This is a genomic window from Erwinia tracheiphila (assembly GCF_021365465.1).
GTDB classification, from domain to species: Bacteria; Pseudomonadota; Gammaproteobacteria; order Enterobacterales; family Enterobacteriaceae; genus Erwinia; species Erwinia tracheiphila.
This window is the reverse complement of the sequence record NZ_CP089932.1, coordinates 4,254,379-4,272,179: the sequence shown is the minus strand read 5'-3', so window position 1 is coordinate 4,272,179 and position 17,801 is coordinate 4,254,379. Positions and strand designations below refer to the sequence as shown.

The window sequence follows — 17,801 nt, the reverse complement described above, 5'->3', positions numbered from 1 at the left end:
GTTACATCCAAAGCGCAAAGCATACGTTATCAGCAAGTCTGCGTCACGACCGTTTATCTTACTAACCTACATGCGAGTTGAGTCGGAACAATGTGTATAGTGGCACACTAAACCTGTCCACCTGAACAGGGGTGATATCATCGCCTCATAGTTAAAAACAGGTGACATTATGACCGGACGTAACAGACGCAATTTTAGCCCCGGATTTCGCCGCGAAGCTGCCCGGCTTGTTCTTGATCAGAACGACACCGCCGCTGCTGTTGCCACGGCAATGAATGTCGGTAAATCCACGATGGATAAGTGGGTTCGGCAGTTGAAAGAAGAACGAGCGGGAAAATCCCCTACAGCTTCACCCATGACACCTGAGAAAATTGAAATACGCGAACTTAAGAAAAGACTTCAACGCATTGAAATGGAAAGAGATATATTAAAAAAGGCTACCGCGCTCCTGATGTCAGACTCCCTGAACAGTTCTCATTAATTGAGAAACTCAGAGTGCGGTTTCCTGTTGCCGTTGTGTGCAATGTGTTTGGGGTTCATCGCAGCAGTTATAAATACTGGCGGCAGCCAGAGAAACCTGACTCTGCACGGGTGACGCGACTCAGCCTTATACGTGAAAGCTGTCGCGGGAGTAATGGTTTCGCAGGCGCACGAAATATTGCTGCGATGGTTACCACCAAAGGCGTAAAACTGAGCCGCTGGCGGGCAACAACACTGATGAAAGAACGCCATCTCATCAGTTGCCAGCAACCAGGTCACCAATATAAGAAGGCATCCAGGGAACACGTTGAGCTCCCCAATTATCTGGAGCGGCAGTTTGCTGTAACAGAGCCTAATCAGGTGTGGTGGGGCGACGTAACGTTTATCCGGGCAGGGAAACGCCGGGCTTATTTAGCCGTTGTGCCTGATTTGTTTTCCCGTAAACCGGTTGGCTGGGCGATGTCATTTTTCCCGGACTCTGCGCTGGCAGCAAAAGCGCTGTCCATGGCCCGGGAAGCGCGAGGAACCCCCACTAATTTGCTGTATCACTCAGATCAGGGTAGCCACTATACCAGCAGGAAATTCAGTCCGTTACTGTGGCGATATCCAATAAAACAAAACCTGATTCGCCGGGGGAATTGTTGGGATAACAGTCCAGTGGAGCGATTCTTCAGGAGCCTGAAAACGGAGTGGATACCGAATAATGGATACGCTAATTTTAGCGAAGCCAGCACAGCGATAACGAATTACATAACAGGATATTACAGCCAGTTCAGACCTCATCAATACAATGGTGGCTTGACGCCGAATGAATCAGAGCGACTGTTCTGGGAAAACTCTGAAGCCGTGGACAGTTTTGTTTGACGACTACAGTGCTGCTGAGGCACTAATCGTAAGCGTAAATCATTTCTATAATGGCGTGGAAGACAGGGGATTCTGGTAATGCGAAGAAATAAAAGCGAAAAATGTGAGTGTTTCAGGTGGTACGGATAGTGAAGGCCCCCGTATAAAGGGGGGAAAGCGTATGCTGTAAGTTTTTCCCATCAAGAGAAGTGGATTTATCCACTCTATTTCCCGTATCGAAACCAAATTAATATACTGTATAATAAGGGAAAATTACAATTCCCCGCTTCCCCACACTTTTGCATGATTATGAATAACCAGAAAAGAGAGAAACCGTAACTGGAGAGAAGATACAGGCACTCCGGAAGGTATTGATGTGTTTAAAAGCAACAAACATCGTCGAAAATGACGAAAAATCCAGCAAAAAAATAACATGTTGCAACGACCAGAAATCTACCGTAGCCAGAAAAGGAAAAAGCCCCGCTTTGCAGCGAGGTCTTATGAATAATGAATACTGGTTGCAACCTTGTCTTTCTTTAAAGAACACAAGGATGTTCAATCCCCTACACTACCGGCTGAACTATCCGGGCAACGGGGCGCGTTAAACCGCAAAGGTGGTCTGGCCGTCAACGCCTTTGTCATAAAAATTATCCAGATATTCTCTGACTGGCTGCTTTTTATGCGCAGAGGATAAATTCTGTTCAGGCCAGGGTGCCGTTTTACGGCTCAGTGTGATGCTCAGTACATCTGCTGCCACTGCTCGAGCGGTTTCCTCTTCCTGTACGTTTCACTTTACCAGAAGACGGCTCAGGCACCCTTCCAGAATCAATTCCATCTGATGAGTAATCAGCGTGGGGCTATCCGTTTCAAGCCGCGTGATTAAGTCGTAGATGTATTGCCACGAAGTGCGCTTTTTGACGTTCTGCCAGCTGGTGGACAGGGTGCTCCGACTGCGAGAAAAAGTTACAGGTGGCAATAAACAAACAGCCCGGATAGCGATGATTGCGTACGGCCTTTTCTAGCACCTGATAGCGGACCAGCAGTTTCTCTCCAATGCTTAACGTTTCGTTGAGCAGCAGCGTGTTCCGCCAGCGATCAATCTGCTCACTGTGATAGTGCAGCGCGTCATACAGTAACGCTTCACGGTCGGGTCAGTGGCGCTGCAAATCTGCTTTCTGGCAGGCAAGTGCATCGGCCATCATGGTAAACGAGCTGGCCAGGCCATTTTGTTCGGGTACGTTGAGTACTTGCTTAAGTACCTTTTCACGTTGCAAGTCACTCTCCTCCTGAATGGATTTCTGTCGGCAATTCTTTCCCGGTGTCGTTTAACGTGCCAGTTTCTGCAAATGTTGCTCAAAAGCATCGCCATCCATGAAACCGCTAACACGAGAGTGTGGAATCTCTTTCCCATTGGCATCAAAGAAGATCAGCGTGGGTAGGCCCAGTACATTGAGCTGGTCGAGTAATGCGCGGTCCTGCACTGTATTTTTACTGACGTCTGCCTGGAGCCGCTGGGTATCTTGCAGCGCGGCCTGCACGCCAGGCTGGCTAAACGTATACTTTTCAAACTCTTTGCAGGCAACACACCAGTTGGCATAAAGATCGAGCAGGGTAATGCGGCCATGGCTGTTTTGCCGAATCTCGTTAAGTGCAGCAATGTCGCTGACTGGCTGAAAGTTGAGGTGAGCAACCTTCTCTGTAGACGTGGTTACGGCGAAAGCCCAGTCCTGTAAAGGACGCACGGCAACCACTGCCGCGGTCAGCATCACAATTTGTGCAAGCCGCAGCCAGCCATTGGTCGATCTCAGACTGATAAAAGCCCAGATAAAAAAAACCACACCCAGCAGGCTCCACAGGCGCAATCCCCACAGATCGCCAACGATTCGCGCTATCAGGAAAACGGGCAGGGCAAGGATAACAAAGCCGAAACCTTCTTTGACGGTATGCATCCAGGCGCCGCTTTTCGGGAGCAGGCGATGGCCGAATAGCGTCACGGCAATTAGTGGCAGGCCCATCCCAAGCGCATACAAGTACAGGGTGCCGGCTCCGGCCAGCAGATTGCCACTTTGAGCGATATACAACAGGATAGCACTGAGCGGTGCCGTCGTGCAGGGCGAGCAAATCAGACCAGCCAGCGCACCCATCATCATCACGCCCGTGAGCGAGCCGCCCTGCTGGCGGTTACTCCATAGCGTCAATCTGGTTTGCAGCGAAGAGGGCAGTTGCAGAGAGAACAGGCCAAACATCGACAGAGCAAGCAGGATAAAAAGGAGTGACAGAACGATCAGAACGCCGGGGGACTGCAGGGCTGCCTGAAATCGCAATCCGGCGGCGGCAATCAGCACCCCCATGGACGTATAAGTCAGAGCCATGCCCTGCACATAGCTCATTGACAGCGCAAGCAGACGGCCCGGAGAGTAACGGCGTTGATGACCAAGAATAATACCGGAAATCAGAGGGTACATTGGTAAAACACAGGGGGTAAAGGCCACGCCGATGCCGATGAGCAATGCCCACAGGGGGGAGAACGGTAGCCTGTTTGATACCTCAGGGATAACGGTTTCTGCCATTGAGTCCGTCTGCGGCGTGACAATGGCTGCGGCACTGTTGCCGACTACTTCATTGAGCGGCAATGTACGGGTTTCAGGTGGATAACAAAAACCGCTGGCGGCGCATCCCTGCCAGGTGACCGTTACGCTTGAGCCTTTCGCCGCCTGAAGCAGTGTGAAAGGCAGCGTAAGGTTTTCGGAATAGATTTCCGTTTTGCCATAAAATTCATCTTCGTGCGTTTTACCTGTCGGCAGCGTCCAGGGCGCAAGCAGTGCCTCTTTTGCAACAATCCTGAACTGCTGACGATAGAGATAATATCCCGGCTTAACGTGCCAGGTGAGTGTAAGCTTACTGTTTTGCTGGTTGAAATCGAAAGCGAAAGCCTGGCTGGCGGTAACAAACTGATTGCCGCCGGGTTGCCCAAAAATTGAGGCACCTGCGCAAGGGCTTAACAGGCTGGACATCAATAAAAAAAGGGATAATGTCAGGTATCTGGCCATAGCGGGTAACCGCATTCTCCATATTAAACTGCTTGAATCGGGGTAAGTGCTGACGGCCTGCCCGGCAGGCTGTCTTCCGGTTGCGCAATATACCACGGTGCGACGGCTGGTGCGTTTCAGGATGTAGCAGCAGTGGCGGAAGTTCTCCGTCCCTGCTGCTACAGAAACAGATTACCAAACAGAAACCCAAAGGCGACCGACAGGGCAATTGCCAGTATGCCTGGTACGATAAATGAGTGATTGAAGACAAATTTACCAATTCGGGTGGAGCCGGTGTCGTCCATTTCCACCGCCGCAAGCAGAGTGGGATAAGTTGGCAGCACAAACAGGGCGGAAACCGCCGCAAAAGACGCCAGCACCGTTACGGGGGAGACGCCCAGCATCAGCGCAGCTGGCATCAGTGCCTGCGTGGTCGCCGCCTGAGAATAGAGCAGCGTGGAGGCAAAAAACAGAATGACCGCCAGCATCCAAGGAAAGCTTTGCAGCAGCTCACCGGCAACCTGCTGTATATCGTTGATGTGAGCCTTAACAAAGGTGTCTCCAAGCCAGGCCACACCCATGACGCAGATACAGGCGCTCATGCCGGATTTAAAGGTGCTGGCAGAGAGAATTTTTGCCGTGTCGACTTTGCAGGTCAGGCAAATAAGCGCGGCGGTGGTCAGCATAAAGATTACAATGGCTTCATTGCGTGGTAAGACCGGGTTAGCAATCAGTCCAACATTTTTACTGATCGCGGTGGCATAGAGCACCACTGCGGCAATTCCTGACAGAAAAAGCAACACCGCCTGTTTTGCTCCGGGAGCAATTTGCGCATCCTGTGGACCGCGCAGGACGGTTCTCCCTTCCGCCAGCCGTTGCTGATAAACCGTATCGTCTTTCAGCTCACAACCCAGAAAGTTGGTCACCAGCGCCGCCAGGAAAATCGCCACCATCGTTGAGGAGATAGCGACTGCCAGCAGGACCAGATAGCCGATGCCCTTTGGCTCCAGTATCCCTGAAAGAAAGACCACCGCAGCAGAAATGGGGGATGCCGTGATGGCAATCTGTGAAGCGACAACCGCAATGGAAAGAGGGCGGGAAGGGCGCACACCCTGTTCTTTAGCAACCTCGGCAATCACAGGTAGCGTGGAGAACGCGGTATGACCGGTTCCGGCGAACAGGGTCATCATATAAGTAACCAGGGGTGCAAGAAAAGTGATGTGGCGGGGATGTCGGCGCAGCAGCCGTTCCGCCATGCTGACCAGATAATTCATGCCGCCTGCGACCTGCATCGCCGCAATCGCAGCGATGACGGCCATGATAATTTCAATGACATCAAAAGGAATGCTTCCGGGTTTTATCTGGAAGCCCAGCGTGAGCACCAGCGTGCCGAGCCCACCGGCGAACCCAATACCAATGCCACCCAGTCTGGCACCCAGATAGATCGCTGCCAGCACCACAAGTAATTGCAGTACAACCATAGTGCTTCTCCCTGATTTTATTTGCTAATTAACCGTTAAAAATATGTGTTTATGATCAATAAAAAAGGCACGTTGTTCAGAGAACATCCGTGCCTCAGTGGCTTAATCTGTTAAATTATTCATCTTCATCTGTGTAGCCCCTGGCTTTATAAGCTGGGAACATCAGATTATGGGGGGAGAATATATCATCCAGTTCGGCTTCCGTGATCAGCCCTCGTCCCAGCACCACTTCGCACAGGTTTTTGCCTTTATTCAGCACTTCATCATATGCCTGAATAATAGTGTTAGCGATGTTACACGGCAGCGTTTTTAACTCTTTATTAGCCATTGCGGTTGCCTGCTTAACCATGACCATACCGCAGACAAATTCAGGAATATCACTGATTTTACTGTTACTGATCGAGAAATTTCCAATCGCACGCAGAGTATGAACACCGTAGTAGGCATCCGCGGGGACTTCACAGTGCCTAACAGATCTTCTTCGATACGAATGTCATTAGCCATGGGAACCTTCTTATTAATGCCCTTTATCATTTGCAGCGTTTGTGGGTGGGAGGGCGATCGCAAACAAAACGAACATAAGCCACCAGGGGCGACATTCTATTCATTTTAGGTTTCAGGAACATGATTATATTCATCAAAAACGTGAAGAGATTGACGTCGATCGGCCTTGCTACACATTACGCGTCTTCACTGCCAGCACACGATACTACTCCGGTTTGGCCGCATGAATTTTCGTTGAGCGGTTGAAAAACCGCAGTGGCGGGCCTATCTCTGTTAAATGCGATGAGGATGACTTTTTGGCCATCATGCTTTCAGCGGGGTGGCGATCACTGACAGGAGATTACGGTGCGCTTGATACCGTTTATAGTGATTTTTATTCTGGCGTGGCTTGAAATCACGATTTTTATTGAGATTGCTCATGTACTGGGCGTTCTGGCGACGATGTTACTGGTGATAGTCAGCTCCTGCGCAGGCATTTCGCTGGTGAAGCAGCAGGGCATAAAGAATTTTATGTTATTGCAACAGAAGCTGGCGGCGGGAGAAAGCCCGGCGGCTGAAATGGTTAAAAGCGTGTCTTTAATTCTGGCGGGCATTTTACTTCTGCTGCCGGGTTTTTTTACCGATGCGGTGGGGCTGTTGTTACTGCTACCGTCGGTCCAAAAGCATCTGACGCTGAAGTTGATGCCCCATCTGCGCATGTGGCGCAGTAGCCAGGCGGACAAGGGGTTTACCGTCGATGGCGAATATGGGCGTAAAGATGTAAAACAGATTGAGCATGACCACCACCGTGATGATCGGTAGAGCGATAAAAGGCGGGATTTTCCGCCTTTTTCGTTTTGATGTGCGCCTGTGCTCAATATTTATGCATTTGTGACGCAGAAGAAAAAATTTTTATTTTTTGCCCTTGAAATCTTCCGTTGCTGTCCCTATCTCTTTCGTCACGAAACCGTGTCAGCCTGGCCCGGTTTTCATCCTTAAAACGACAGAACTGGATTTCTCAAAGGAGAGCTATCAATGAAAATTCGTCCGCTTCATGACCGTGTAATTGTTAAGCGCAAAGAAGTTGAATCTAAATCAGCGGGTGGCATTGTTTTGACCGGCTCCGCAGCAGGCAAATCAACGCGTGCCGAAGTGCTGGCTGTAGGTAACGGCCGCATCCTTGAAAGTGGTGAAGTGAAACCACTGGACGTGAAAGTTGGTGACGTGGTGATTTTCAACGAAGGTTACGGTGCAAAAACTGAAAAAATCGACAACCAGGAAGTGCTGATCATTTCTGAAAGCGACATTCTGGCAATTGTTGAAGCCTGATTTCCACCTAAATCATTGAACGAAAAGAACTAAGGGATATTTATAATGGCAGCTAAAGACGTAAAATTCGGTAATGATGCACGCGTAAAAATGTTGCGTGGCGTGAACGTACTGGCAGACGCGGTAAAAGTCACTCTCGGCCCGAAAGGCCGTAACGTGGTGCTGGATAAATCTTTCGGTGCACCAACTATCACTAAGGACGGTGTTTCCGTTGCGCGTGAAATCGAGCTGGAAGATAAGTTCGAAAATATGGGCGCACAGATGGTTAAAGAAGTTGCCTCCAAAGCTAACGATGCCGCTGGTGATGGCACCACCACGGCAACCGTTCTGGCACAGTCAATCGTTAATGAAGGTCTGAAAGCAGTTGTTGCGGGCATGAACCCAATGGACCTGAAGCGCGGCATCGACAAAGCAGTCATTGCTGCGGTTGCAGAACTGAAAAAACTGTCTGTTCCTTGCTCTGATTCTAAAGCAATCGCTCAGGTTGGTACGATTTCCGCTAACTCTGATGAGAGCGTGGGTACCCTGATTGCGCAGGCAATGGAAAAAGTTGGCAAAGAAGGTGTTATTACCGTTGAAGAAGGTACCGGCCTGCAGGATGAGCTGGACGTGGTTGAAGGTATGCAGTTCGACCGTGGCTATCTGTCTCCTTACTTTATTAACAAGCCTGAAACTGGCGCGGTTGAACTGGAAAACCCGTTCATCCTGCTGGCTGACAAGAAAATCTCTAACATCCGTGAAATGCTGCCGGTGCTGGAAGCCGTGGCAAAAGCAGGTAAGCCACTGCTGATCATCGCAGAAGATGTTGAAGGTGAAGCGCTGGCTACGCTGGTGGTGAACACCATGCGCGGCATTGTGAAAGTGGCTGCGGTGAAAGCGCCAGGCTTTGGCGATCGTCGTAAAGCGATGCTGCAGGATATCGCAGTGCTGACCGGTGGTACGGTTATTTCTGAAGAAATCGGTATGGAACTGGAAAAAGCGACGCTGGAAGACTTGGGCCAGGCCAAACGAGTTGTCATTAACAAAGACACCACCACCATTATCGATGGTGTGGGTGAAGAGGCCACCATCTCTGGTCGCGTCACTCAGATCCGCCAGCAGATTGAAGAAGCGACCTCTGACTACGATCGTGAAAAACTACAGGAGCGCGTAGCGAAACTGGCAGGCGGCGTGGCCGTGCTGAAAGTGGGTGCAGCAACTGAAGTTGAAATGAAAGAGAAGAAAGCGCGCGTTGAAGATGCCCTGCACGCGACTCGTGCTGCGGTTGAAGAAGGCGTGGTTGCCGGTGGTGGCGTTGCACTAGTGCGCGTGGCTTCCGTGCTGGCAGGCCTGACCGGTCAGAACGAAGATCAGAACGTTGGTATCAAAGTGGCACTGCGTGCGATGGAAGCGCCTCTGCGCCAAATCGTCTCCAACGCCGGTGAAGAGCCTTCCGTTGTGGCTAACAATGTTAAGGCGGGCGAAGGTAACTACGGTTATAACGCACAGACCGAAGAATACGGCAACATGATTGATTTCGGTATTCTGGACCCAACTAAAGTGACGCGTTCTGCTCTGCAGTATGCGGCTTCCGTTGCTGGCCTGATGATCACCACCGAATGTATGGTGACTGAACTGCCTAAAGGTGATGCACCAGACTTAGGTGCTGCCGGTGGTATGGGCGGCATGGGTGGTATGGGCGGCATGGGCGGCATGATGTAATCACATCACCTTTGTAAAAAGAAACCCTCTGTCATTGACAGGGGGTTTTTCTTTTTTAGGGGAAAGAGTATAAGTAAGGGCGCAACAACCAGGCGTAACAACACCTTATCAACAGGCTGGCAATAAATACTTATGTTAAGATCGGTATGTCCGGTGTGATTGTGCTGCTGATAATAATGGGGATAAAAATGCGGATTAATATTTTGCTGGGATTCTCTGTGGCGGCCATGCTTCTGGCGGGCTGTAGCAGTTCAAAGACGCTCAGTTCTGCCGGAGAAGGCGTTACATTCACGGATAAACAACCCGCGACTCACTGTCAGTTACTTGGCAACGTTACAGGCTCGCAAAGTAACTGGCTGAGTGGAGCTGGTGGCGGTGAAAGCAGCTCTCTGCGCGGTGCGGCGAACGATTTGCGCAATCGTGCTGCAGCGATGGGAGGCAATGTGATTTATGGTGTAACCAGCCCAACCCAGACAATCTGGTCAAGCTTCGCGCCACTGGACAGCGAGATGACCGGCCAGGTTTATCAATGCCCGTGATAAACCTGCTGGCATAGATAAAAAGCCACCTTTTATTTAAGATGGCTTTTTTATTGCGTGGCACAGGGAATAATAATGGCCTGGAAATTAATCCATTGCAGTCCTTCATGCTTATCTGCAGAAAAAACCGCTCCTGGATGTGTCAGTAAAAACCATCTTGAAAGAAAAGGGCTTTTATTGCACTCCATATCGGGGTATTGACAACCTTAGAAACACGTCGCTCCCTGTGTTGTCAGGTTTAAATCAAAAGACAACAAAGCCGCGGCAAAATATCTTAATGTTCCTGCCTTCAGGCCACATTTTTCAGTGAATAATAAAGTCAGACACGCAAAAGCAGGCGTCCCTTACCGTCTTCCCACGATGTTTTATTTAACGATTTAAACCTGGCGCAGTTGCAAATCGAGCGGCGTTTTACTCGGTTCTCCACCAATCTCTCGTGCCAACCGCGGTACCAGATAGCCAGAAACCTGGCTCAGAAGTTCACGCACAATTGTACGCGCATCATTATCCGATACCCAAAAATGCGCGGCCCCCTGAACTTTGTCCAGCACATGCAGATAATAAGGCAGCACGCCCGCATCAAACAGCGTATTACTCAAAGCGGCCAATGTCGCGGCACTGTCGTTGATACCGCGCAGTAGCACGCTCTGGTTTAACAGCGTCACGCCAGCCTGTTTTAACTGCTGTAGTGCCCGGCACAGTTCGTCACCAATTTCCTGCGCGTGATTGATATGCGTGACCAACAGAATCTGTAAAGGTGATGTCGCCAGCCTGCCGCACAGTGCAGGGGTGATGCGGCTGGGAATAACTACCGGCAATCTGCTGTGAATACGCATACGTTTGATATGAGGGATCTGCTCCAGTTCGGTAATCAACCAGTCCAGCTCATTATCTTTTGCCATCAGCGGGTCGCCACCGGAAAAAATAATCTCATCCAGTTCTGGCTGCTGTCGGATATACTCCAGAGCCTGTTGCCAGTTACGTTTGTTGCCCTGATTTTCCGCATAAGGAAAATGGCGGCGAAAGCAGTAGCGGCAATTGACGGCACAGCCGCCTTTGACCAGCAGCAACGCACGATTACGATATTTATGTAACAGACCCGGCACGACGCTGTGCTGCTCATCAAGCGGATCGGTGCTGTAACCCGGCGTATCAATGAATTCTTCCTGCGCTGTGATCACCTGCAGCAGCAGTGGGTCTTGTGGGTCGCCTTTTTTCATCCGGGCGGCGAAGGCACGAGGAACGCGTAAGGCGAAAAGACGGCGTGCATCAACGCCCATCGCCAGCGCAGGATGTGAATCAAGGCCTAACAGGTGCAATAATTCATTAGGATCGGTGATTACATCTGCAAGTTGATGCAACCATTCTTCTCGCGAAGGGATATTTAGGGTTACAATGTCTGCCATTTTTTTTGGCTAAGTACCAGTATTAAATTGTAGAGGGCCTTTATGGCGACTTATTCTAGCAACGATTTCCGTCCCGGTCTTAAAATCATGTTCGAAGGCGAACCTTATGCCGTTGAATCAAGTGAGTTCGTCAAGCCGGGCAAAGGCCAGGCATTTGCCCGCGTGAAAATGCGCCGTCTGCTGACTGGCACCCGCGTAGAGAAAACCTTTAAATCCACTGATTCAGCAGAAGGTGCTGACGTGGTGGATACCAATCTGAACTACCTCTACAACGACGGTGAGTTCTATCACTTTATGCATCCTGAAACGTTTGAGCAGCACCCGGTGGAAGAAAAAACTGTGGGTGATGCGGCAAAATGGCTTCTGGATAATGCAGAGTGCATCGTGACGTTATGGAACGGCAAGCCTATCCAGGTTCTGCCACCGAATTTTGTTGAGCTGGAAGTGGTTGACACCGATCCGGGCCTGAAAGGCGATACGGCGGGTACGGGCGGTAAGCCAGCCACGCTGTCTACCGGTGCAGTTGTTAAAGTGCCTTTGTTCGTGCAGATTGGCGAAGTGATCAAAGTGGATACGCGCTCTGCTGAGTATGTTTCTCGCGTAAAATAAGCGAATCACCGGGCCTGTTATCAGGCCCTTTTTTTGCGGATGTGATGCTGACCAGATGATGAACCGGATAATATTTATTGCTGTGGCGCTGTTAATGACCTGTGCATTAAGCAGCTGTAACACGTTTCATGGTTTTGGCGAGGATGTCCAGCACCTCAGTGTGATTTCTCAAGCAGCCAGTTAAGCCAGTCTGAAACATGTCTTTTACCGTGCGTGGCACGGGTGCCTGACGGAATTACAGCCATGCTTTAGTGGCGGTATCTTGCTTCTGGTTAAAAGGACATTGTTATGTTGAAGAAAAGTATTTTTGCTCTGCTTTCTGTACTGGTACTTTCATAGGCGCTCACCGCCTGCAATACCACGTGTGGCGTAGGTGAAGAAGATGTATCAGCGGGTGGTAAAGCCATTCAGCGCAGCGCATAGTAATAAAAGTCGGCGCTACAGGCACCGACTTTTATTACTAACGGAAGACCACGTCCTGAAGGTGTTTTGGTTATCTTTGATTTTGGTCATCCAATGCAGATCAGAACTGTTGGTATACTGCAGCGTGCAGATAACGCTGCGTCTTTTAGTGCGACCCAATGAAAACCACGCTCCAGGGACGTGATCCAAGAAAAATGCTGCCTTACCCTGATGGTTTTATGACAAGAAAGGTCAGATCGTCAGTGAATTAATTCAAGGGCTTTCAATCAATCCATGTGAATCAAAGAAAAGCACCTTGTGTGAAGGGGGCTTTTACTGCTGTTTTACCCAAATCAATTTCGTCACATCAAATCCGGCCTGGCGTGCCTGGCTTAAGAATGCTTCCTTAGTATGTTCAGGGAGCTGCGGTGATCGCGACAGGATCCACAAATAGCTACGGTTGGGACCACAAACCAGCGCATGTTGATAATCTTTATCCAACGCAATCACATTGTAGCCGCCATAGAAAGGGCCAAAGAAAGAAACTTTAAGGGAGGCACGACTGGGCGATGCGGTGAAGTAAGCTTTACCAACACTTTCCTGCCAACGCTGTTTTTTAACGTTATATCCCCGGTTAACCACCTTCAAACCATCATCGTCCCGCTTGCTGTAGGTTGCAGTCACCTGTTCCAGACCGCGTTCAAAACTGTGGTCCAGCCGGGCGATTTCATACCAACTGCCCAGGTAAAGATCTGCATTGAATCCTTCAACAGGAGTTACTCCTTCAGGTGGTGTAGTGCTACAGGCAACGGAGAGAAGGGCGCCAGCACCAGCTGCCAGCATTTTCCACAGAGACATAAGCTCTTCCTTTATCATCAAAACAGCCTGAGTATAGGCGTTTTTCATGTGGGCGGCAGCATGCCGCCTGATATTTACAGGGTAAGCACGCCAATTATGGTGACCACGCTGAGAATGGCTGCCGGGCCGTAAAACACCCATTTTGCTGCCGGAACGTGGATTTTAAGATCGTGCATGGCGTGATGAAGACGGTGAAAGGCGCACCACAGGGGCAGCACAATGGACAGAAAAATCAGTCCGCGGCCAGCCCAGGTTTGGGCAAAACTAAGAATGCGCTCATAGCTCAGGGAGGATTGCCCGAAGCTAAGGGGCAACATTACGCCTGTCACCAACACCAGCACCGGCGAGACAATGGCTGCCCACATGCCGCCAGCACCAAACAGCCCCCAGAACAAAGGTTCATCGGAACGCGCAGCATTGACTTTCATAGTGTCTCCGGTAGAAAAGTGGCGACCAGCACGGTCATGCTGACCACAATCGTGACCAGCCACAGGGCTTTGATTACGGGTTGCGGTGATAACTTTTTATCACCAATAATAATCACCGATGCTTTCGGGGCCAGTTCAAACCACGTCTTGCTATGCAATAAGGCCGCTGCCAGCGTGATGATATTGAGCAGCAATATTACCGGATGCTGCAAAAAGGTGACGAATTCTTGCCAGCTTTCTGCGCTGTGTTTGAGCGCAAACAGGCCGCCGATCAGCTCAAGGCTGAACCAGAGCGCCGGGATGGCGGTGCCTTCGCGCAGCATATAAAACCGATAAAATTTTGACTTTTGCCACCAGTTGGCGGTCATCGGGGGATGATAAGCATTGCGTTTTGTGGCCATCAATTCGCTCCTTATCGCGGTCTGAGGGTGGCAATCATAAAGTCTTTAGCGCTTTCCACCTTGCTCTGCTGGATAGCGGCTGCCGGGTCGACATGCTTTGGGCACACTTCTGAACAGTAACCAACAAAGGTACACGGCCAGACACCATCGTCGCTGTTAAGTAACGGCATGCGTTCACGCTTGCCGTCGTCACGGCTGTCAAGGCTATAGCGGTGCGCAAGCGTGATCACCGCGGGGCCGATAAATTCCGGGTTCAGTCCAAATTGAGGACAGGCCGAATAGCACAGTCCACAGTTAATGCAGCTGGCGAACTGGTGATATTTCGCCATCTGTGCGGGCGTCTGCTTGCCCGCACCACGTTTGGCTTCCCGAGTGCTGCCGATGATGTAAGGCTTAATCGCTTCAAGGTTCTCGATAAAGCGGCTCATATCGACAATCAAATCGCGTTCGACGGGAAAATGCGCCAGCGGTTCAACGCGCATCCCTTTTGGGTAATGACGCAAAAACGTTTTACAGGCCAGTTTTGGCACGTTATCAACCATCATGCCGCAGGAGCCACAAATCGCCATCCTGCATGACCAGCGGTACGAGAGATCGTAAGCAAGGTGATCTTTGATGTAGCCCAGTGCGTCCAGCAGGGACGTTTGTTCATCCCAGGGAACGTCAAAAAACGCGCTGTGCGGCTTCTTGTCCGTTTCCGGGTTGTAGCGCTGGATCTCAATTTTACAGCGAGGTAGCTCAGACATGCTGACCGCTCTCCTTACTTTCGGCTTCGGCACCGTAAACACGTTTTGCCGGAGGCAGGCGAGTTATTTTGACCTCGTCCCAGGCAATGGTGGGTGCGCCCTGGTGATTAAAGAAACTGAGGGAATGCTTTAGGAAGTGGGTGTCGTCGCGCTGGGTGCAGCCTTCATCAAGCCGCTGATGCGCTCCCCTGGACTCTTTGCGCTGAAAGGCTGAGTGCGCCATACATTCCGCCACGTCCAGACCGTGACCGAGTTCAATGCTGTACAGCAGTTGAGTATTGAAAACGATGGATGTATCGCTGATACGTACCCGACTGAAGCGTTCTTTTAGCTCGGCTAGTTTGTTGATGGTTTTTTCCATGAGTGCTGGCGTACGGTATATCCCGCAGCCTTCCTCCATCGTCTGGCCCATCTCATCGCGCAGGGTGGACCAGTTTTCGTTGCCCTGCTGTTGGATCAATCCTTGCAGGCGCTGCTCACAGTCCCGGGCCTGTGCTTCCAGGACTGCGGTTGCGCTTTTTCTACTTTCCAGCGCACGTTCTGCGGCCATTTCACCGGCCAGTCGGCCAAAAACCACCAGTTCTGCCAGGGAGTTAGAGCCAAGACGATTTGCACCGTGTAAACCGATGGACGAACATTCGCCCACTGCAAACAGCCCCTGAATACGGGTTTCACAGTGCGCATTGGTTTCGATTCCGCCCATAGTGTAGTGCGCTGTCGGGCGGATAGGGATGGGATGCGTTACCGGATCAACACCGACATACGCCTTGCTCAGTTCACAAATAAACGGCAGACGCTCCATGAGTTTCTTTTCACCAAGGTGGCGAAGATCCAGATAAACAACCTCGCCACGTGGTGTCTGAATGGTGCGCCTCTTCTGCGACTCATGCCAGAAAGCCTGAGAGACTTTATCCCGCGGTCCCAGCTCCATATATTTATTTTTAGGTTGACCCAGCGGCGTTTCCGGTCCCAGGCCGTAATCCTGCAAATAGCGATAGCCATCTTTGTTAACCATAATGCCGCCTTCTCCCCGGCAGCCCTCGGTCATTAGAATGCCGGAGCCAGGTAGGCCGGTGGGATGGTATTGCACAAATTCCATATCGCGCAGCGCCACACCATGGCGCAAGGCCATACCCATGCCATCGCCAGTGACAATGCCACCATTGGTGTTATATCGGTAAACCCGTCCAGCGCCACCGGTTGCCAGCACCACGGCACCAGCATGGATCTGGACGAGCGTGCCCTCCATCATATTCATCGCCACCAGACCACGCGCTGCACCTTCATCCACCAGCAGGTCGAGAACAAAATGCTCATCAAAACGGGTGATTTGTGGGTATTTCAGCGAGGTCTGAAACAGCGTATGTAGCATATGAAAGCCAGTTTTATCAGCTGCAAACCAGGTGCGCTCAATTTTCATGCCGCCAAAACGACGGACGTTAACGCTGCCATCCTGCCGTCGACTCCACGGGCAGCCCCAGATTTCAAGCTGGGCCATCTCCTGTGGACAATGCGCGACAAAATAATCCACCACATCCTGCTCGCAAAGCCAGTCCCCGCCGGAAACCGTATCCTGGAAATGCAGGTCGAAACTATCATGCTCCTGTGTGACGGCAGCAGAACCGCCCTCTGCCGCCACGGTGTGGCTGCGCATTGGATAGACCTTGGAAACCAAAGCAATTGAGAGGGTTGGATAGGCTTCGGCAGCGGCGATAGACGCGCGCAGCCCCGCCCCGCCAGCGCCGACAATGACCAGATCGGCATGATAAGTTTGCACGATGTTTTTCCTGTGAGAGTTGTGGATAAAAGGAAAGCCTCCCGTTTTAGGGGGTGACAGTATAAAACTGCTCCTTTTGGGCAAACTTGATGTGCTCAGGTATTTGGGTGCGAAATTAATGCCAAAAATGTGATCGCTATGACGTTTTTTGCCAACGTCATTTTCTTGCTACCTGCAAGTTTAATGGCCACGCTTAATTTATCCGGGCGGGTTTGTTTGTCTGATACAGCTCCGGTAGACTGCTTCATCCGGTTAATTGAGGAGTAGATATCATGAGCGATACGGCCAGTTGGTTGCCGAGTGCGCCCATTGCCAATTTATTAAAGCGGGCGGCGATGATGGCCGAGATACGACGCTTTTTTGCCGATCGTGGGGTGCTTGAAGTAGAAACCCCGGCCATGAGTCAGGCAACGGTGACCGATGTTCATCTGTTTCCTTTTCAGACGCGCTTTGTCTGGCCCGGTGCGGCTGACGGGCTGGATCTCTATCTAATGACCAGCCCGGAATATCACATGAAACGTCTGCTGGCCGCGGGCAGCGGGCCTATCTTTCAGCTGTGCCGCAGCTTTCGTAATGAAGAAGCCGGGCGTCATCACAATCCCGAATTTACCATGCTGGAATGGTATCGTCCGCACTATGATATGTATCGTCTGATGAATGAAGTGGACGATCTTCTGCAACAGGTGCTGGAGTGTGCGCCAGCGGAAACCCTCTCTTATCAGCAGGCGTTCATTCGTCATCTGGAGGTTGACCCGCTTTCAGCAGATAAAGCCCAGTTGCGCAACGCGGCGGAAAAATTAGGCGTAGGTGATTTGGCGCATCGCGAAGAAGATCGCGACACGCTGCTACAGCTGTTATTCGTCACAGGCGTTGAAACGCATATTGGTAAAGAAAAGCCCGCTTTTGTTTACCATTTTCCTGCCAGTCAGGCGGCACTGGCTGAAATCAGTACGGAAGATCATCGCGTGGCCGAGCGTTTTGAGGTTTATTTTAAAGGTATGGAGCTGGCCAACGGTTTTCGTGAACTGACCGACAGTCGTGAACAACGCCAGCGATTTGAGCAGGATAACCGGAAACGCGCTGCTCAGGGGCTGCCACAGCAACCGATTGATACCCTGCTTCTGGACGCCCTTGCATACGGCATGCCTGAGTGCTCCGGCGTGGCATTGGGAGTGGATCGTATTGTTATGTTGGCGTTGAACGCGTCACGACTGAGTGAGGTTATCGCGTTTTCTGTGGAACGCTGTTGATAACGTTCAGTGCCGTGGAACAGCCTGTGCCACGGGCAT

At 51.0% G+C, this 17,801-nt stretch carries 16 protein-coding genes and 3 pseudogenes; 9 read left to right on the top strand and 10 right to left on the bottom strand.

The window, feature by feature from the left end; genetic code table 11:
- Positions 1-169 precede the first annotated feature (169 nt).
- A protein-coding gene (locus LU633_RS22070; protein WP_407646971.1) for an IS3 family transposase occupies positions 170-1,344 on the top strand; the annotation gives its coding sequence in 2 pieces (ribosomal slippage) (positions 170-422 and positions 422-1,344; 1,176 coding nt in all).
- A gap of 697 nt (positions 1,345-2,041) precedes the next feature.
- Here LU633_RS22070 and dicD read toward each other — a convergent pair.
- From dicD to LU633_RS22045, 4 genes and pseudogenes are all read right to left on the bottom strand, one after another.
- Positions 2,042-2,597: pseudogene (gene dicD / locus LU633_RS22060) on the bottom strand (division control transcriptional repressor DicD); the annotation flags it as partial.
- Between the two features lie 51 nt (positions 2,598-2,648).
- Positions 2,649-4,373, bottom strand: a complete 1,725-nt coding sequence (locus LU633_RS22055) for a protein-disulfide reductase DsbD (protein ID WP_016190747.1) — start codon at positions 4,371-4,373, stop codon at positions 2,649-2,651.
- A gap of 158 nt (positions 4,374-4,531) precedes the next feature.
- The gene (locus LU633_RS22050) at positions 4,532-5,833 is read right to left on the bottom strand and encodes an anaerobic C4-dicarboxylate transporter (protein WP_016190748.1); all 1,302 of its coding nucleotides are present in this window, start codon (positions 5,831-5,833) and stop codon (positions 4,532-4,534) included.
- A 241-nt stretch (positions 5,834-6,074) separates the two neighbouring features.
- Positions 6,075-6,337: pseudogene (locus tag LU633_RS22045) on the bottom strand (lyase family protein); the annotation flags it as partial.
- Positions 6,338-6,682: 345 nt separating this feature from the next.
- On the opposite strand from LU633_RS22045, the gene LU633_RS22040 reads away from it, so the two are divergent.
- The 4 genes from LU633_RS22040 (at position 6,683) to LU633_RS22025 (ending at position 9,885) form a co-directional block, all read left to right on the top strand.
- Positions 6,683-7,138, top strand: a complete 456-nt coding sequence (locus tag LU633_RS22040) for an FxsA family protein (protein WP_016190750.1) — start codon at positions 6,683-6,685, stop codon at positions 7,136-7,138.
- Positions 7,139-7,351: 213 nt separating this feature from the next.
- A complete protein-coding gene (locus LU633_RS22035) occupies positions 7,352-7,645 on the top strand; it encodes a co-chaperone GroES (protein ID WP_016190751.1) in 294 nt (97 codons plus the stop codon).
- 45 nt (positions 7,646-7,690) lie between these two features.
- Positions 7,691-9,346: a chaperonin GroEL gene (gene groL, locus LU633_RS22030; RefSeq protein WP_016190752.1), complete on the top strand. Its 1,656-nt coding sequence runs from the start codon at positions 7,691-7,693 to the stop codon at positions 9,344-9,346.
- Positions 9,347-9,534: 188 nt separating this feature from the next.
- Positions 9,535-9,885, top strand: coding sequence for a DUF4156 domain-containing protein (locus LU633_RS22025; RefSeq protein WP_016190753.1), 351 nt, complete (start codon positions 9,535-9,537; stop codon positions 9,883-9,885).
- A gap of 377 nt (positions 9,886-10,262) precedes the next feature.
- Here LU633_RS22025 and epmB read toward each other — a convergent pair whose 3' ends face one another.
- A complete protein-coding gene (gene epmB / locus LU633_RS22020) occupies positions 10,263-11,291 on the bottom strand; it encodes an EF-P beta-lysylation protein EpmB (RefSeq protein ID WP_016190754.1) in 1,029 nt (342 codons plus the stop codon).
- Between the two features lie 42 nt (positions 11,292-11,333).
- Here epmB and efp point away from each other — a divergent pair, with 42 nt between their 5' ends.
- The 3 genes and pseudogenes from efp to LU633_RS22005 all read left to right on the top strand — a co-directional run bounded on the left by efp (position 11,334) and on the right by LU633_RS22005 (position 12,323).
- Entirely contained in the window at positions 11,334-11,900 is a 567-nt protein-coding gene (gene efp, locus LU633_RS22015; protein ID WP_016190755.1) for an elongation factor P, read from the top strand.
- 55 nt (positions 11,901-11,955) lie between these two features.
- Complete coding sequence (locus LU633_RS22010) at positions 11,956-12,084, top strand: entericidin EcnAB family protein (RefSeq protein ID WP_016190756.1); 129 nt, start codon at positions 11,956-11,958, stop codon at positions 12,082-12,084.
- A 104-nt stretch (positions 12,085-12,188) separates the two neighbouring features.
- Positions 12,189-12,323 (top strand): annotated as a pseudogene (locus LU633_RS22005) (entericidin A/B family lipoprotein).
- 312 nt (positions 12,324-12,635) lie between these two features.
- On the opposite strand, the gene blc reads toward LU633_RS22005, so the two are convergent.
- The 5 genes from blc to frdA all read right to left on the bottom strand — a co-directional run bounded on the left by blc (position 12,636) and on the right by frdA (position 16,512).
- On the bottom strand, positions 12,636-13,160 hold the full coding sequence (blc, locus tag LU633_RS22000; RefSeq protein ID WP_016190757.1) for an outer membrane lipoprotein Blc: 525 nt from the start codon (positions 13,158-13,160) through the stop codon (positions 12,636-12,638).
- 74 nt (positions 13,161-13,234) lie between these two features.
- Positions 13,235-13,588: a fumarate reductase subunit FrdD gene (frdD, locus tag LU633_RS21995; protein ID WP_016190758.1), complete on the bottom strand. Its 354-nt coding sequence runs from the start codon at positions 13,586-13,588 to the stop codon at positions 13,235-13,237.
- Positions 13,585-13,989, bottom strand: a complete 405-nt coding sequence (frdC, locus tag LU633_RS21990) for a fumarate reductase subunit FrdC (RefSeq protein WP_016190759.1) — start codon at positions 13,987-13,989, stop codon at positions 13,585-13,587. The genes frdD and frdC overlap by 4 nt, the downstream gene beginning before the upstream one ends.
- An 11-nt stretch (positions 13,990-14,000) precedes the next feature.
- Positions 14,001-14,735 (bottom strand): succinate dehydrogenase/fumarate reductase iron-sulfur subunit, encoded by a 735-nt coding sequence (locus LU633_RS21985; RefSeq protein WP_016190760.1) that lies wholly within the window; start codon positions 14,733-14,735, stop codon positions 14,001-14,003.
- Entirely contained in the window at positions 14,728-16,512 is a 1,785-nt protein-coding gene (frdA, locus tag LU633_RS21980; RefSeq protein WP_016190761.1) for a fumarate reductase (quinol) flavoprotein subunit, read from the bottom strand. The genes LU633_RS21985 and frdA overlap by 8 nt, the downstream gene beginning before the upstream one ends.
- 272 nt (positions 16,513-16,784) lie before the next feature.
- Between frdA and epmA the strand changes: the two genes are divergently transcribed.
- On the top strand, positions 16,785-17,762 hold the full coding sequence (gene epmA / locus LU633_RS21975) for an elongation factor P--(R)-beta-lysine ligase (protein WP_016190762.1): 978 nt from the start codon (positions 16,785-16,787) through the stop codon (positions 17,760-17,762).
- Positions 17,763-17,801 lie beyond the last annotated feature (39 nt).

Coding starts and splice junctions, on each gene's coding strand:
- LU633_RS22055 (WP_016190747.1), bottom strand. CDS start 4,373: ATGGCCAGATACCTGACATTATCCCTTTTTTTATTGATGTCCAGCCTG.
- LU633_RS22050 (WP_016190748.1), bottom strand. CDS start 5,833: ATGGTTGTACTGCAATTACTTGTGGTGCTGGCAGCGATCTATCTGGGT.
- LU633_RS22035 (WP_016190751.1), top strand. CDS start 7,352: ATGAAAATTCGTCCGCTTCATGACCGTGTAATTGTTAAGCGCAAAGAA.
- groL (WP_016190752.1), top strand. CDS start 7,691: ATGGCAGCTAAAGACGTAAAATTCGGTAATGATGCACGCGTAAAAATG.
- LU633_RS22025 (WP_016190753.1), top strand. CDS start 9,535: ATGCGGATTAATATTTTGCTGGGATTCTCTGTGGCGGCCATGCTTCTG.
- epmB (WP_016190754.1), bottom strand. CDS start 11,291: ATGGCAGACATTGTAACCCTAAATATCCCTTCGCGAGAAGAATGGTTG.
- efp (WP_016190755.1), top strand. CDS start 11,334: ATGGCGACTTATTCTAGCAACGATTTCCGTCCCGGTCTTAAAATCATG.
- LU633_RS22010 (WP_016190756.1), top strand. CDS start 11,956: ATGATGAACCGGATAATATTTATTGCTGTGGCGCTGTTAATGACCTGT.
- blc (WP_016190757.1), bottom strand. CDS start 13,160: ATGTCTCTGTGGAAAATGCTGGCAGCTGGTGCTGGCGCCCTTCTCTCC.
- frdD (WP_016190758.1), bottom strand. CDS start 13,588: ATGAAAGTCAATGCTGCGCGTTCCGATGAACCTTTGTTCTGGGGGCTG.
- frdC (WP_016190759.1), bottom strand. CDS start 13,989: ATGGCCACAAAACGCAATGCTTATCATCCCCCGATGACCGCCAACTGG.
- LU633_RS21985 (WP_016190760.1), bottom strand. CDS start 14,735: ATGTCTGAGCTACCTCGCTGTAAAATTGAGATCCAGCGCTACAACCCG.
- epmA (WP_016190762.1), top strand. CDS start 16,785: ATGAGCGATACGGCCAGTTGGTTGCCGAGTGCGCCCATTGCCAATTTA.